Origin of the sequence: Kribbella sp. NPDC059898, assembly GCF_042730855.1 — a bacterium.
Classification (GTDB): Bacteria; Actinomycetota; Actinomycetes; order Propionibacteriales; family Kribbellaceae; genus Kribbella.
This window is the reverse complement of record NZ_JBHWKR010000018.1, coordinates 32,277-47,300: the sequence shown is the minus strand read 5'-3', so window position 1 is coordinate 47,300 and position 15,024 is coordinate 32,277. Positions and strand designations below refer to the sequence as shown.

Here is a 15,024-nt window from a genome sequence, read left to right as displayed (position 1 = left end):
CCCGCCTGCCGGCCACCTATGCACGCGGCTCAGTGGCTTGGGCGCCGCTGATGCGTTGGGCTGCTTCGGCGAAGCTTGCCATGCCGGTGCTGAGGGCGTCGCGGGCTTCGGGGGGCATTGCGGCCAGTACGTCGCTGAGGCCGCTTTGGCGGGCGCCGCGTAAGCGGTCCAACGCGCGGCGGCCGCGGGCTGAGAGGGTCAGTAGGAGTTGGCGGCGGTCGTGGGGATGGGGTCGCCTGAGTAGTAGGCCGTCGTCAACGAGGCGCGTTACCAGGCGGCTTGCGAATGGCTTGGAGAGCTGAAGGTCAGCCGCGAGGTCGCTCAGGTTCAGCCGCTCGTTCCGGTCCACGCTCAGCAGGACGCGGACCTGCAGCACCGACAGCTGGCTCGCGGTGGATAGCGCTTGCAGCGTCAGTTCGACCATTGCCAACGACGCAGCCTCGATGCTTGCTGCCGGGACTCCTTCGTCTTTCACATCCCCAACTGTACCGTCGCCGACCAGATAGTTGCTGATCAGCAACAGTTGAGAATCGGCAATCAAGTCCCAGAGTGCCGGGTTTCCGGTGGAACTTCCCGGGTACCGGCGGATTCGGACGACGCGCGTGCGTTTGCCCTTCATCGGATCCTGAGAGGAGTGTCCATGAACTCGGGCAGCGAGACCGGCATGGGCGTGATGTCGTTGGACGACCTGGAAGCCGGCCTGCGGGAGTCGGTCGACGGCGAAGTGCGCTTCGACACCGGCTCGCTGGCGGCGTACTCGTGTGACTCGTCGAACTACCGCCAGATCCCCCTCGGCGTTGTGATCCCGCACTCTGTCGACGCAGCGGTGTCGGCAGTCGCGGTATGTCGCCGGTTCGAGGTACCCGTACTGTCCCGTGGCGGCGGCACGAGTCTGGCCGGCCAGACAACCAACACGGCCGTGGTCATCGACTGGACGAAGTACTGCCACCAAGTTGTCTCAGTCGACACTCAGGCTGCGACGTGTGTCGTCGAGCCGGGCGTCGCTCTCGACGACCTCAACGCTGTCCTGGCCGGAGACGGGCTCATGTTCGGTCCTCGGCCCTCGACGCACCAGAGCTGCACGATCGGCGGCATGGTCGGCAACAACTCGTGCGGCGCGACCGCACAGGCCTACGGCAAGACAGTCGACAACGTCATCCGGCTGGAAGTTCTCACCTATGACGGGGAACGTCTGTGGGTCGGTCCAACGACGGAGGACGAGTACGCCGAGATCGTGACCGCGGGTGGCCGCCGCGCGGAGATCTACCGGGCCATGCGGGAACTGTGCGACCGGTACCTGGCCGACATCCGGACCGGTTACCCCAAGATTCCGCGCCGGGTCTCGGGCTACAACCTCGATTCGCTCCTGCCCGAGGCGGGCTTCGACATCGCGAAGGCGCTTGTCGGCAGCGAGGGCACGTTGGTGACCGTGCTGCATGCCGAGCTGCGCCTCGAGAAGGTTCCGGGCCACAAGACGATGGTCGTGCTCGGTTACCCCGACATCCAGTCCGCCGGCCGTGCCGTCAAGCGGATCCTCCCGCATCATCCCTGGCAGTTGGAGGGGATGGACGACGTACTGATCCAACTCGAGCAGGCCCAAGGCCGGGCCGGGAAGGCGATCAGGCAGCTACCGCGCAGCCGCGGGTGGCTGATGGTGCAGTTCGCCGGCGAGAACGCCGAGGAGCCACGCGATGCGGCGCACAAGCTGATCGAGGATCTCCAGGAGGACCAGGAGCCGCCTGCGGTGGAGTACCTCGACGACCCACATCGTGAGGCGGAGCTGATCGAGGTTCGAGAAGCGGGACTTGGTGCGACGGCGCACCCAGCGGCCAAGCACGAGACCTGGGAAGGCTGGGAGGACTCGGCGGTTGATCCGGCCGATCTGGGTGAGTATCTGCGGGACCTTCGCGACCTACTCACCGAGTTCGGCTATGACGAGTCGGAGACCGCCTTGTACGGGCATTTCGGTCAGGGCTGTGTCCATACCAGGATCCCGTTCGAGCTCCGTACCGCGGACGGCATCGCGCACTACCGGCGGTTCGTGGAGCGAGCGGCACAGTTGGTCGTCCGATACGGCGGTTCGCTGTCGGGAGAGCACGGTGACGGGCAATCGCGCGGCGAGCTGCTGAAGGTGATGTTCGGGGCTGAACTGGTGGCCGCCTTCGGCCAGTTGAAGGCGATCTTCGATCCCGGTAACCGGATGAATCCCGGCAAGGTGGTGGATCCTAATCCGCTCGACTCACACCTGCGCCTGGGGACGCAGTTCGCGCCGGGGCCCTTTCGCACACACTTCTCGTATCCGGAGGACGGCGGGCGGTTCAGCAAGGCTGCGATGAGGTGCGTCGGGGTCGGGAAGTGCCGCAAGTCGACCTCGGAAGACGACGGGCAGGTAATGTGCCCGTCGTACATGGTGACGCGCGAGGAGGAGCATTCTCCTCGCGGCCGCTCGCGGCTGTTGTTCGAGATGATCCGGGGTGAGGTCATTCCGGACGGCTGGCGATCGACCGAGGTACGGGACGCTCTGGACCTCTGTCTGGCGTGTAAGGGCTGCAAGGTCGACTGCCCGGTCAACGTCGACGTCGCTACCTACAAGGCCGAGTTCCTGTCGCATCACTACGCGCATCGCTTGAGGCCGATGTCGCACTACTCGATGGGCTGGCTGCCGCTCTGGGCCCAGCTCGCGAGCCGATCACCTCGAGCGGCCAACGCGGTCGCTCAGCAACCGTTCCTTGCCAGGGGCATCAAACGTCTCGGTGGAGTGGCGCAGCAGCGGGACATCCCGCCGTTCGCCCAGCAGCCGTTCACCGAATGGTGGCGATCTCGACGACCGCAGGGGGATGCGCCGAGAGGACCGGTGATGATCTGGCCAGACACATTCAGCAACTTCTTCCATCCCGCTATCGGCCGGGCCGCGGTCGAGGTACTGGAGGCTGCGGGTTTCGAGGTGCTGGTGCCGGAGAAACCGCTCTGCTGTGGCCTGACCTGGATCTCGACCGGCCAACTGGGGATCGCCGAACGGATCCTGCGTCGTACGGTCAAGGTCGTGCGGCAGCCACTGCGTCAAGGCGTCCCGATCGTCGGGCTGGAGCCGTCGTGTACGGCGGTCCTGCGATCCGACGCCGGCGAGCTCCTGCCGGGCGATGACGACATCCGCAGATTGTCCAGGCAGACCTTCACGCTGGCGGAGTTGCTCGAGCAGCGCGCGGCAGATTGGCAACCACCAGCCATGAGCGCCGCGGCGATCGTCCAGACCCACTGCCATCAACATGCGGTCATGGGCGCCGACGCCGATGCCGATCTGATGCGCCGCGCCGGGGTGGAGGCCGAACAGCTGCAGTCAGGCTGCTGCGGACTGGCCGGAAACTTCGGCTTCGAGCAAGAGCACTACAGCCTGTCCATGGCCGCCGGTGAGCGGGTTCTGCTGCCGCGGGTGCGAGATGCCGAGGCGGAGACCGTCGTACTTGCTGACGGTTTCAGTTGCCGCACGCAAATCGAGCAGGGCTCGACCGGGCGGTCCGCAGTACACCTCGCGGAGCTACTTGCGGCCGGCCTCGCCCGGCAAGAGCTCGGTCGCTATCCGGAACGCACGATCGCGCATCACCGACAGGAGGAATCATGACCAGCAAGGTTGCTGACGAGGTCCTTGATCGACTGCGCCAGTGGGGTGTCGAGCACGTCTTCGGGTACGCTGGTGACGGCATCAACGGACTGCTCGCCGCCTGGCAACGGGCCGGCAACGAACCGCAGTTCATCCAGGCCCGCCACGAGGAAATGGCGGCCTTCGAGGCGGTCGGGTACGCCAAGTTCACCGGCAGGGCCGGCATCTGTACGGCGACCAGCGGACCCGGCGCGGTGCACCTGCTGAACGGGTTGTACGACGCCAAGCTCGACCATGTTCCAGTCGTGGCGATCGTGGGCCAGACCGCGCGTACCGCGATGGGAGGCAACTACCAGCAGGAGATCGACCTGCTGTCGTTGTACAAGGACGTCGCCTCGGAGTACTGCCAGCAGGTGATGGTCCCCGAGCAGTTGCCAAACGTGCTCGACCGGGCGATCCGGATCGCGTCATCTCGTCGTACGGTGACCGCCGTCATCATCCCGGCCGACGTCCAGGAGCTCGAGTACACCGCTCCGGGGCATGCCTTCAAGATGGTGCCGTCGAGTCTGGACCTGGGATGGTCCAAGCCGGTTCCGTCAGAGAACGACCTTCAGCGAGCTGCAGACGTACTGAATGCGGGGGAGAAGGTCGCGATCTTGATCGGGCAGGGCGCCCGGACCGCGGCCGCCGAGGTGACCGAGGTGGCGGACGCCCTTGGCGCGGGCGTCGCGAAGGCGCTGCTCGGCAAGGACGTGTTGCCGGACGAACTGCCGTGGGTGACCGGTTCGATCGGGTTGCTCGGCACCCGGCCGTCGTACGAGATGATGATGGGCTGTGACACGTTGCTGGTCGTCGGGTCGAACTTCCCGTACTCGCAGTTCCTGCCGGCCTTCGACCAGGCGCGCGCGGTCCAGATCGACGTCGATCCCACGATGATCGGTATGCGGTACCCGTTCGAGGTCAATCTCGTCGGCGACGCGGGCGAGACCTTGCGCCGCCTGCTCCCGCTGCTCCACGAGCACACGGACCGATCCTGGCGAGACGGCATCGAGTCGAAGGTGCGGCGCTGGTGGGAGGTCATGCAGCGCCGCGCGTACACCTCGGCCGACCCGATCAACCCCGAGCTCGTGCTGCACGAGCTGTCGCCACGGTTGCCCGACGACGTCATCGTCGCGTCGGACTCCGGCTCCGCCGCCAACTGGTACGCGCGGCACCTGCGGTTCCGCGACGGTATGCGCGGTTCGCTCTCCGGCACGTTGGCCACGATGGGACCGGGGGTTCCGTACGTGATCGGCGCGAAGTTCGGCAATCCGTCGCGGCCGTGTGTGGCCGTCGTCGGTGACGGAGCGATGCAGATGAACGGCATCAACGAGCTGATCACCATCGCGAAGTACTGGCGGGACTGGGACGACCCGCGGATGATCATCGCGGTCCTGCACAACAACGACCTGAACCAGGTGACGTGGGAGCTACGGGCGATGAGCGGTTCGCCGCAGTTCCTGCCGTCGCAGGAGCTGCCAGACTTCCCGTACGCCGGATTCGCGCGCAGCCTGGGCCTGGACGGCGTACTGGTCGAGAAACCCGAGGACGTCGGGCCGGCCTGGGAGCAGGCGTGGGCGGCGGACCGGCCCTGTGTGGTCGAGTTCCTGACCGATCCCGCCGTACCGCCGATCCCTCCGCACGCCACCTGGGACCAGCTCGAGAAGGCGATCGAGTCCGTCGTCCGCGGTGACTCCGACCGCGTCGACGTCATCAAGGAGGGCGTCAAGTCGAAGATCCAGGAGTTCCTGCCCGGTACGAAGGACCGGCCTTCCTGATGAGCGTCGGCGACATCTCCGTGTCGGCGTACATCGTTCCGACGGATGCGCCGGAGGCGGACGGGACCTTTGCCTGGGACAGTACGACGTTGGTGCTGGTGCAGGTCAGCGCCGAAGGCCAGACCGGCACCGGCTGGACGTACGGCTCGGTTGCGTGCGGCACCGTGATCGAGCGGGACCTGCGGCCGGTGCTGGACGGGCGCGATCCGATGGATGTCGGCGGTGCCTGGTCGGCGATGGTCGCGGCGATCCGGAACATCGGCCGTCCCGGGGTGGCGGGCATGGCGTTGTCCGCCGTGGACTGCGCCCTGTGGGATCTCAAGGCGCGGATCCTCGGTGTGCCGTTGCATCGCCTGCTCGGCCGAGTCCACGAGAGCGTTCCGGTCTACGGCAGCGGGGGATTCACGACATACGGCAGACAGCAGTTGAACGATCAGCTCAACGGGTGGGTCTTCGATCAGCGGATACCGCGGGTGAAGATCAAGATCGGTGAGAGCGGTGGAACGTGTCGCCGGCGCGACCTCGAGCGGGTTCGCGAGGCGCGCCGCATCGTGGGATCGTCCGCGGAGTTGTACGTCGACGCGAACGGGGCGTACACACCCGGACAGGCGGTTCGCGTCGGTCATGGGCTCGACGAGTCGGGTGTGCGCTGGTTCGAGGAGCCGGTGTCCAGCGACGACCTTGACGGCTTGCGATACGTCCGTTCGCGTCTCGGTTGCGACATCACGGCCGGTGAGTACGGGTACGACCTCGTGTACTTCGAGCGGATGTGCCGAGCCGGTGCGGTGGACTGCTTGCAGGTCGACGTCACGCGCTGCGGTGGTGTGACCGAGCTGCTCCGGATCGCCGCCGTGGCCGCGGCGCGTGGGCTCGACGTATCCGGCCATTGCGCACCCCACCTGCACATCGCAGCTCTCGCCGCAGTACCGAACCTGCGCCATCTGGAGTGGTTTCACGACCATGTGCGGATCGAGCAAATGCTGTTCGACGGTACCGCGGATCCGCAGGACGGGACGGTGGCCCCGAGCAACGAACCTGGACACGGCTTGGCCTGGCGCCAGGACGTTGCCGCGCCGTACCGGGTGAGCTGAAAGGAATGGATCCAGTCGGATCTGACGGACAGCAGGAAAGGGTGAACATCGAGATGGACAGGTCGAAGGTTGTCGTGGTGACCGGGGCCAGCGGCGGTATCGGTCGGGCGACCGCGATCGCGTTCGGCCGACGTGGCGCCAAGGTGGCGTTGCTGGCCCGGGGAGAGGCGGGCCTGGAGGGTGCGGCAAAGGAGGTGGAAGCAGCCGGCGGTACGGCGCTGCAGGTGTCCGTGGACGTGGCCGAGTACGACCAGGTCGAGCGGGCCGCGGCCTGGATCGAGGACGAGCTCGGCCCGATCGACACCTGGGTGAACGTGGCGTTCACGTCGGTGTTCGCCCCCTTTACCGAGATCGATCCCGACGAGTTCAAGCGCGCGACCGAGGTGTCGTACCTCGGCTACATCTGGGGCACGCGGGCAGCGTTGGACCGTATGGTGCCGCGCAACCACGGAACGATCGTTCAGGTCGGATCCGCGCTGGCCTACCGGGGCATTCCCTTGCAATCGGCGTACTGCGGGGCCAAGCACGCGATCCAGGGATTCCACGACTCGTTGCGCTGTGAGTTGATGCACGACAAGAGCAAGGTCCGCGTGACCATGGTGCAGATGCCCGCGGTGAACACGCCGCAGTTCTCCTGGGTGCTGTCTCGACTCTCCAAGCACCCGCAACCAGTGCCGCCGATTTATCAGCCAGAGGTAGCGGCAGAAGGGGTCCTGTACGCCGCGGACCACCCGCGCCGACGTGAGTATTGGGTCGGCGCCCCGACCATGGCGACGATCATCGCGAACAAGTTCGTCGCGGGACTGCTGGACCGCTATCTCGCGCGGACCGGATATCGCTCCCAGCAGATCGACATGCCGGACGATCCCAATCGAGCCGCCAATCTGTGGGCGCCTGCTGATCGTGAAGGCGGCCACGACTACGGAGCACACGGTGTCTTCGACGAGAAGGCGACCTCTCGCAGCTACCAGCTGTGGGCCTCCCAGCACCGCGGACTTCTCGCCCTGGCCGGTGCTGCAACGGCGGCCGGAGTGGTCGTCGCGAGCCGTAAGAACTGAGGCCGGGCGATGCCGCTGCAACTCGAGGACTACGGCCTGATAGGCGATACGGAGACCGCCGCTCTGGTCGGGTACGACGGATCCATCGACTGGCTGTGCGTGCCGAGATTCGATTCCGGCGCGTGCTTCGCGGCCCTCCTCGGTGACCCAGGACATGGGCGCTGGCTGCTCGCACCAGCGGGCGATCATCGCGCGACCGGCCGTCGCTACCGGGAGAACACTCTGATCCTGGAGACGGACTTCACCACTGCGGACGGCACAGTCCGCGTGATCGACTGCATGCCGATCCGGCACCGGCGGCCCGACCTGGTACGTCGGGTCGAGTGTCTGTCGGGCAGCGTACCGATGCGCAGCGAGGTGGTGATGCGTACGGAGTACGGCCTCATCACCCCGTGGGTGAAGGAGACGGGCCGCCGGACGTCGGCCTTTGCCGGACCCGACCGGCTGACGCTGGACTCCGATGTCGAGCACCGCCACGAGGACGGCGATGTCGTCGCCGAGTTCCGGCTGGCCGCGGGGGAGCACGCTGACTTCCGGCTGTCGTGGTCGATGCCGAACGAGAAGCCTCCGGAGACGCTCCACGCGGCCCGGTCGATCAAGGAGACGGAGCGGTGGTGGCGCGAGTGGGCCTCGCGCTGCAGCTACAACGGCGGGTATCGGGAGTTCGTGGTTCGCTCGCTGATCACCCTGAAGGCAATGACCTACGGTCCTAGCGGTGGAATCGTCGCCGCGCCGACCACGTCGTTGCCCGAGCAACTCGGCGGCGTCCGGAACTGGGACTACCGCTTCTGCTGGATCCGCGACGCGACGTTCACGCTGCTCGCCTTCCTAGGCGCCGGCTACGAGGCGGAAGCCGCGGAATGGCGTGAGTGGTTGTTGCGGGCGCTCGCAGGGCGGCCCGATCAGATGCAGTTGATGTACGGCGTCAACGGTGAGCGACGGCTGACGGAGTACGAACTCGACTGGCTGCCCGGCTACGCGGACTCGCGGCCGGTGCGAGCGGCAACGCTGCCTCCGAGCAGTTCCAGTTGGATGTGTACGGCGAGCTGATGGATGCCCTGCACCAGACCCGGACCCACGGGATTCCGCCGGAGGAGGCCGCGTGGGACGTCCAGACGACGCTGCTCGACTTTCTCGAAGGGCACTGGCGTGACCCGGACGAAGGGATCTGGGAGTTTCGCGGCGATCGACGCCAGTTCGTGCACTCGAAGGTGATGGCATGGGCCGGCGTCGACCGCGCCGTACGGGCCGTCGACGACTTCGGCCTCGACGGTCCGGGCGACCGGTGGAAACGACTCCGCGGAGAGATCTTCGAAGAGGTCTGTGAACGCGGTTATGACAGCGAGCGGAACACCTTCACCCAGTACTACGGGTCCCGGACCCTCGACGCCTCCCTGTTGCTGATCCGCTCGGTTGGCTTCCTGCCCGGCAACGACCAGCGGTTCCGGGGCACGATCGCGGCCGTCGAAAAGGAGCTGAACCACGATGGCTTCCTCAACCGGTACTCGAGCGCGAAACATCTCGACGGCTTGCCGCCGGGGGAGGGGGACGTTCCTGCCCTGCACGCTGTGGCTCGCTGACGCGTACGTACTCTCGGGTCGCAGGGACAAGGCGCGCGAGATCTTCGAACGGGTCACCGGCGTCGCGAACGACCTCGGTCTGCTCTCAGAGGAGTACGACGTCGGCAATCATCGCCTGATCGGCAACTTCCCGCAGGCGCTGACTCATCTGGGCGTGGTCAACACCGCCCTCGACCTGGAGTCGGATCGCGGCTCCAGCCAGCGCCGTTCCGGTAGGAGTCGTGAAAGGTGACAGGCCCGTCCGCCTTGGGTCGTCGCCTTCCCGTCGTACTGCTATCGCTCGCTGGGTTTGCGATCGCGATGACGTTAACGCTGTTCCAGGCCGGCGTACTGGACAGCGTATGGGAGCCCTTCTTCGGTGACGGCAGCCGGCAGGTACTGACCTCATCGGTAGCGCAGGCGATCCCGATCCCCGACGCCTCGCTCGGGGCCGCGGCCTACCTGATCGAGGCCGTCCTCGAACTCATCGGCAGCCCGTACCGCTGGCGCGATCGTCCATGGCTGGTCGTCCTACCCGGCGTCGTCGCAGCCGGCCTCGCAGCCGCCGCAATCGGCCTCGTCGCGGCCCAGATCTTCATCGTCAAGGCCTTCTGCACGCTCTGCCTGGGCTCGGCCGCCATCTCCCTGCTCGTAGCAGTGCTGGTGGCACCGGAAGCCGCGGCAGCAGTCCGTCGCCTCAGAAATCGGTCCAGCTGAGGTGTGACCTAAGCTGCGGTCATGACCTTCTCTCCGACACCCCAGGAAGCTTTCGAACTGCTCCTGGACGGCAACCAGCGTTTCGTCGCCGGCCTGCCGGAGCACCCGAACCAGGATGCCGCGCGCCGTACCGAGATCGCGCCGGGCCAGCGCCCGTTCGCCGTTCTGTTCGGCTGCTCGGACTCGCGACTGGCCGCGGAGATCATCTTCGACCGCGGACTCGGGGACCTGTTCGTCGTACGAACCGCGGGGCATGTGATGGGCCCGGAAGTGCTGGGCAGCGTCGAGTTCGGCGTGGACGTGCTGAACTGCCCGCTGGTCGTTGTCCTCGGCCACGACTCGTGTGGCGCGGTGGGTGCGGCCATCGCCGCGCTGGCGGATGGGGTGCCGCCGTCCGGGTATGTCCGCGACGTCGTCGAACGTGTGACGCCGAGCGTGCTGACGGCACGAGCAGCAGGCCGTGTGGAACCGGACGAGATCCTGGCCGAACACATCAAGCTCACCGTCGACCTACTCCTGGACCGCTCCCGTGCACTCGCCGAGCGCGTCGAGAGTGGCCAGGCCGCCGTCGTCGGCCTGTGCTACCGCCTGTCCGACGGCAGCGCTGAGGTGGTGGCCGGCCGCGGCCTCGTTACATCCTGACGCCACGCATGGAGTACGTGGTATCGGGCACTGAAGGTGCACGGAGGAATCGCCACGCAGTTGGTGCCGCCCTCTGAGAGATCGGATTGCCGATGCCTGATTCCGGCGGGACCCCGGCCAGTCGCGGATTTGCCGATGCCAGCAGCGCGATCGACATCGCCGAAGGAATCCTCATGGAGCGCCACGACGTGACCTCCCGGGACGCGCTGGAGATCCTCCGCCGCCACGCGACAGGACGCCAGTTGCCCGTCAGCGAGATCGCCCGCTGGTTGATCAAGACCCGACACCTGCTGTGAAGGGACGCATCGGTTAGAGAGGTATCAGCCTGACGCCAGTGGCCGCGCTGATCACGGCGCGGTCGCCAAGTGGCGTCGCCAGGGTGACGCTGGCAGCCGAACGATGCTCGACGTCAAGTCCGCAGGTGTCGGCTCGCCTCGGACCGTAACTCCCACCGACGACGACCATGTCATCGAATTCGACGACGTGGGCATGCAGGTCGGTCTCACAACCGCCGTAGAGCACGTTGAAGATGAGGGTGTTTCCTTCAACCCTGGTGAGGTCGTCGACTCCGAGCAGGCCAAGTGGCAGTTCTGCGAGGCCGGGTGGTGGGACAGGCGCGAATCTGGGTTTGAGCACCTCGTTGGAGACGGCGATGACGACGATCGACCGCGAGAGACCCTTCGCGGTGAACGACCAGGCGGGAACGGTCGCCGGTCCGCGACTCGTGACAACGTCGGCGGTCCGGAGCGACGCGCTGGTGACGGTGAGCGTGTAAGCCGCTGCCGCGAGTCCCCTGCAGTTGCTCGGAGTGCTTCCGACCTGTCCGGCAAGGGCGGTCCGGGCACCGAGGACGTTCACCGGCAGGCTTGACCCGTCCGCGAAGTCGAGGTGCGAATCACCGGCTGCTTCGAGTTGAATGCCAGGAGCGAGAACGACCTGTCCGGCCGACCACGCCAGCTTCTGCTCGGTCGTGTCGAAGGCGAGGCCAGGAGTGCGGGACGAGTACAGGAAAATGCCCGACGGTGGAGCCGGAACGCCGGCCGCCCGGACGGCGCGCTGCACTGCGTCTGCTCGGGCGCGAAACGCCGGACTGGCAGGGCTAGACGGGACCGTCGTCCGCACCGCGCCCCGGGAGACTGCCGTTGCGCCGCTAGCCCCTGAAGCTCGGGCGGCTTCGGTCCCGCAGGCCGAGAGGAGGGCGCACAGGAAGACGATGGCAAGACCAACAGCCGCACCGCGTTTGACCCGGATGCACGCGGTGTCTGGCTGCAACCGGCCGATCCGGCGCGCCATGGCTTTGGTCGCCATAGGCAGAGTATCCACACCGCCGTCGGCGGGATCAAGAAGCGCGACGCGCAGCATCTGCAAGCGACGGTCAGTCGGCGAGGCCGTACGTCTGGAGTGCTTGCAGGAGCTTGCCGGTGGCCCGTGCGTCGACCAGCTCGAGCGCCACTGTGCTGAGCCTTACCGTGGCGGTTTGTGAGCAGCGCACCAGGAGGTCTGCAGCGACGTCTGAGCTGATGTCGTAGCGGTGCATCAGGATGCCCTTCGCCTGCCCGATCACACGTCGGTTGCCGAGCGCGGTCTGCAGGTACTCCACCAGTTGCCGGCCCTTGTCGTAGCCGGCATGTCGAGCGAGCAGCAACACGACGTCGTACGGCGTACTTAGGAACGCGTCGGGTTTGGTGGAGAAGAGACTGAGCGCCGACGGGGTGCTGTCGGAGTCCGGGAGCGCCAGGAACAGACAGCTGTTGTAGCCGGCGTTGATCCCGGCTTTGCCGAAGACGGGCCATCGGCCCTCGGCGGCCAGGTTGCCGATGCGGCGCGGTTCGCCGTACGTCAGGACCTGCTGCAACGGGCCAACCGAGCTGCTCAGTTGTGCGTCGAGCGCCTCACGGGACGATCTGCCGACGTGATCCGCGGTCCTCTGCCGGCGAGCGAGGATCTCTGGAGTCTCGTCCGTCAGAACGGCGATCGCAGCTTCTTCGCACTCGGCGATCGTTTGACAAACGCGGCAGACGAACCAGTCGAACGCGGTGGTGAGGTCGTCGTCGTCCACCAGCCGCCGGATGTCGGCCAGTTCCTGCGCCACCTCCAGAGTCTCTCTCGCCATTTCAGCCCATCCCTTTGTGCCCGGCCCGGATCACGGAGTACCGCCGACTACTTCGGGGCCGCCGGCGCGGCGGATGGGTGGACGACTGTCACCCATCGGGTGCAGGTGGGCGCAGAGGCCGGGCAGAGCGCCGAGAGGACGAATCCGGGTCTGACTCTCGACGCCCTGCGTCCGTGGGGCCCACAGCCTGTTCATGCGCTTGCTTCGGACCGGCGATGCTACCGGATGGGTCACAGGTCCGAAGATGTGAGGCCGAAAGGCGGGTACAAGAATTGGTCGGGTAGTTCGACATCGGGAACGAGGTCGCCTGACTTCGTGCCGCATCCGCCATTTCGTCGCAGTTCGTCTTTCTCGTCGTCGTACCCATCTGGATCGTTCCATGCTCCGAACTGGTAGCTGGAAGCAACCTTTGTTGCCCAACGACACCTAGGAGATATGACATGGACTACCACTCGGGTCTCAATATCGTCATCGGGCTGTACGTCGAGATCAGCTCCCGCTGGAGCGGCGGCGGCCACTGGGGCCACAGCCTCCTCGGCCTGTTCCACTGATCGACCGGCTGGGCGAGCTGACAGCCCCACCGGCTGAGTAGCGGTGGTGGTTGTCCGTCCGGCCGGTCACGTTGTCCCGTCGGCGCGCCTCGGCGCTCCTGAGTGCGTTCAAAGGCGTGACGACATGGCAACGACTGCTTCCCCGGGCCTCCGGTCCGAGCGCGCCTGGCAGGTTCCGATGTCGGGACCATCGTTCCCTGACAGGTGATTGCGTGGCCGGACCTGATAGCCAATGGGGCCCGGGGAAGCCTCTCCAACGGTGCGGCCACCCGGCCTGAGCTGATACCCGGGCGTCCTCCGGTCTGCCGGAGTACCGCCGTACCAGGCGCGGCTACACGGCCGCGCCCCGAATCTCAGGTGATAGGGAACATATTCGACAAACTGTTCATCCGTGGCTTTGACAGTTCACCAAGGCCTACGCGATCCACCCGTTCGTCCAGGCCGCCGACGAGAAGGTCCTGACCAAGACCATCGCGCGCTACGGCCGCGTCGACCTGCTCTGCATCGATGAGCTGGGCTGCAAACACGGCACCTTGATGCCGGGCGCCGCACGGCCCTGGCCTCCCAGGAACGGCGATGAGCACACCCCAAAAGACGAGCTGGCTATCGGACGGTCCCGACCCTTGACCATTGCGCCGGGACCGCCGACCACACCACCGTGGGTGCCGAGACTGCGATCCGGGAGCCTGGCATGTGACCTAGCTGAAATGGTCCGGACACGTCCTCGTCTACACCGCACTTGCACGAGCAGGCGAAACATCTCGTGAACGACTGCCACGCCCCTCTGCCCAGGCACAGACATGACATTTGCGGTTCTACAGCGGGGCGCTCGACCGCGAGCCCGACACCGAACATGGCCAGGATCGCGTCTCCCACACGAAGAATCGCTTCGGTCACCCGCTCATCGCGCAGCATCTTGGCGGTCGCCGATGAACGGAGGGATGACGCTCATCCACTCCAGGGAATACCGCACACTTCGAATATGCACTCGTTGCCAGTCGTTTCGCCCTGCTCGACCCCACCATCATGCACCTCACTACCGCCCACACAGGGGGCTGAAGTTTGGGGTCTTGACTCGCCAATCTGCCGCCAAAGGTCAGCAGTGATCGGACCGGTCGGCGGATCCGGCTCGTGTCCCGCTGGTTGTGTCAGAAGTGGCCGACTCAGACCCGCAGCCGACCCGGCGGCCGCGCCGGGCGAAGGCCGTCCGACCGACGCCCAGGACCCGTTTCTCGACGCTCGCGGCGGCGTACAAGTCCCGCTCGGCCTGGTCGCGGCGGCCGGTCCAGCAGCACCGTGACTTGCCTCCACAGCAACTGAGCGAGAACTTGTTGCGCAGCTGGTCCGGCACCACCTCACGCGATCGTAGCCATCATGTACTGCAAGTTACGGCCAGACAGCCCGCGCATCTGCGACTGCAGGTGCGCAGCTGGGCTCCGGTGGTATCGGTCGTTACCTGACGCAGGGCGGATCGGCCAGACTGAGTCGGCCGTCAGACCGGATAATTCTGTTCCGCGCTATGACGGCCAAGTGTGGGCCACCTGCTGACCCGCCGGCCAGACCTGGCCGTCAACGATGCCTTGCCTTCGGCCTCAATCGCCGCCGCCAGGTCGGCGTCAGTGGGTGGCTCGGCGTAGGCACCCAACGCGGCCAACGCATCGGACAAGGCACGAACGGAGACAGCCTCAGGCCGGTTCACACCGGACACCGTAGAACTCCGGGCCTGTTATCTGAAGCCGGTCTTGGCCAGCTACCACCAGCCTGGAGCTTGTTATCTGAAGTGAGATGGGGCTTCCCTGCTTATCTGAACTCGTGCAGGGCGGCGGCTGAGACAACCGGGATCGTCTGTTGCGGGTTTCCGGCGTACTCCAGCCGGCC

Annotated in this window: 11 protein-coding genes and 2 pseudogenes; 10 read left to right on the top strand and 3 right to left on the bottom strand. The window is 66.4% G+C overall.

The genetic code is table 11. The features are described from left to right. Window positions 1-16: 16 nt before the first annotated feature. Window positions 17-619: a MarR family winged helix-turn-helix transcriptional regulator gene (locus ACFV9C_RS38250; protein WP_380201693.1), complete on the bottom strand. Its 603-nt coding sequence runs from the start codon at window positions 617-619 to the stop codon at window positions 17-19. A 21-nt stretch (window positions 620-640) separates the two neighbouring features. Between ACFV9C_RS38250 and ACFV9C_RS38245 the strand changes: the two genes are divergently transcribed. The 9 genes and pseudogenes from ACFV9C_RS38245 to ACFV9C_RS38205 all read left to right on the top strand — a co-directional run bounded on the left by ACFV9C_RS38245 (window position 641) and on the right by ACFV9C_RS38205 (window position 10,778). Beyond that, window positions 641-3,619, top strand: coding sequence for an FAD-binding and (Fe-S)-binding domain-containing protein (locus ACFV9C_RS38245; protein ID WP_380201691.1), 2,979 nt, complete (start codon window positions 641-643; stop codon window positions 3,617-3,619). Continuing rightward, on the top strand, window positions 3,616-5,415 hold the full coding sequence (locus tag ACFV9C_RS38240; protein WP_380201689.1) for a thiamine pyrophosphate-requiring protein: 1,800 nt from the start codon (window positions 3,616-3,618) through the stop codon (window positions 5,413-5,415). The genes ACFV9C_RS38245 and ACFV9C_RS38240 overlap by 4 nt, the downstream gene beginning before the upstream one ends. Beyond that, window positions 5,415-6,506, top strand: coding sequence for an enolase C-terminal domain-like protein (locus tag ACFV9C_RS38235; RefSeq protein ID WP_380201687.1), 1,092 nt, complete (start codon window positions 5,415-5,417; stop codon window positions 6,504-6,506). Before ACFV9C_RS38240 ends, ACFV9C_RS38235 begins: the two co-directional genes overlap by 1 nt. Before the next feature lie 41 nt (window positions 6,507-6,547). Next, on the top strand, window positions 6,548-7,564 hold the full coding sequence (locus tag ACFV9C_RS38230) for an SDR family oxidoreductase (protein WP_380201685.1): 1,017 nt from the start codon (window positions 6,548-6,550) through the stop codon (window positions 7,562-7,564). A 9-nt stretch (window positions 7,565-7,573) separates the two neighbouring features. Next, window positions 7,574-9,144, top strand: a pseudogene (locus ACFV9C_RS38225) (glycoside hydrolase family 15 protein). Next, window positions 9,050-9,376: a glycoside hydrolase family 15 protein gene (locus ACFV9C_RS38220; RefSeq protein ID WP_380201683.1), complete on the top strand. Its 327-nt coding sequence runs from the start codon at window positions 9,050-9,052 to the stop codon at window positions 9,374-9,376. Before ACFV9C_RS38225 ends, ACFV9C_RS38220 begins: the two are co-directional and overlap by 95 nt. Continuing rightward, a complete protein-coding gene (locus tag ACFV9C_RS38215; protein ID WP_380201681.1) occupies window positions 9,373-9,840 on the top strand; it encodes a vitamin K epoxide reductase family protein in 468 nt (155 codons plus the stop codon). Before ACFV9C_RS38220 ends, ACFV9C_RS38215 begins: the two co-directional genes overlap by 4 nt. A gap of 21 nt (window positions 9,841-9,861) precedes the next feature. Beyond that, complete coding sequence (locus ACFV9C_RS38210; RefSeq protein ID WP_380201679.1) at window positions 9,862-10,482, top strand: carbonic anhydrase; 621 nt, start codon at window positions 9,862-9,864, stop codon at window positions 10,480-10,482. A gap of 92 nt (window positions 10,483-10,574) precedes the next feature. Further along, the gene (locus ACFV9C_RS38205; RefSeq protein WP_380201677.1) at window positions 10,575-10,778 is read left to right on the top strand and encodes an ANTAR domain-containing protein; all 204 of its coding nucleotides are present in this window, start codon (window positions 10,575-10,577) and stop codon (window positions 10,776-10,778) included. 13 nt (window positions 10,779-10,791) lie between these two features. Here ACFV9C_RS38205 and ACFV9C_RS38200 read toward each other — a convergent pair whose 3' ends face one another. Both ACFV9C_RS38200 and ACFV9C_RS38195 read right to left on the bottom strand, forming a co-directional pair. After that, window positions 10,792-11,844, bottom strand: a complete 1,053-nt coding sequence (locus ACFV9C_RS38200) for a hypothetical protein (RefSeq protein ID WP_380201675.1) — start codon at window positions 11,842-11,844, stop codon at window positions 10,792-10,794. A 13-nt stretch (window positions 11,845-11,857) separates the two neighbouring features. Next, window positions 11,858-12,595: an ANTAR domain-containing protein gene (locus ACFV9C_RS38195; protein ID WP_380201673.1), complete on the bottom strand. Its 738-nt coding sequence runs from the start codon at window positions 12,593-12,595 to the stop codon at window positions 11,858-11,860. Between the two features lie 985 nt (window positions 12,596-13,580). Here ACFV9C_RS38195 and ACFV9C_RS38190 point away from each other — a divergent pair. Next, window positions 13,581-13,664 (top strand): annotated as a pseudogene (locus tag ACFV9C_RS38190) (AAA family ATPase); the annotation flags it as partial. Window positions 13,665-15,024: the final 1,360 nt, after the last annotated feature.

Coding starts and splice junctions, on each gene's coding strand:
- ACFV9C_RS38250 (WP_380201693.1), bottom strand. CDS start 619: ATGAAGGGCAAACGCACGCGCGTCGTCCGAATCCGCCGGTACCCGGGA.
- ACFV9C_RS38245 (WP_380201691.1), top strand. CDS start 641: ATGAACTCGGGCAGCGAGACCGGCATGGGCGTGATGTCGTTGGACGAC.
- ACFV9C_RS38240 (WP_380201689.1), top strand. CDS start 3,616: ATGACCAGCAAGGTTGCTGACGAGGTCCTTGATCGACTGCGCCAGTGG.
- ACFV9C_RS38235 (WP_380201687.1), top strand. CDS start 5,415: ATGAGCGTCGGCGACATCTCCGTGTCGGCGTACATCGTTCCGACGGAT.
- ACFV9C_RS38220 (WP_380201683.1), top strand. CDS start 9,050: ATGGCTTCCTCAACCGGTACTCGAGCGCGAAACATCTCGACGGCTTGC.
- ACFV9C_RS38210 (WP_380201679.1), top strand. CDS start 9,862: ATGACCTTCTCTCCGACACCCCAGGAAGCTTTCGAACTGCTCCTGGAC.
- ACFV9C_RS38205 (WP_380201677.1), top strand. CDS start 10,575: ATGCCTGATTCCGGCGGGACCCCGGCCAGTCGCGGATTTGCCGATGCC.
- ACFV9C_RS38200 (WP_380201675.1), bottom strand. CDS start 11,844: ATGCTGCGCGTCGCGCTTCTTGATCCCGCCGACGGCGGTGTGGATACT.
- ACFV9C_RS38195 (WP_380201673.1), bottom strand. CDS start 12,595: ATGGCGAGAGAGACTCTGGAGGTGGCGCAGGAACTGGCCGACATCCGG.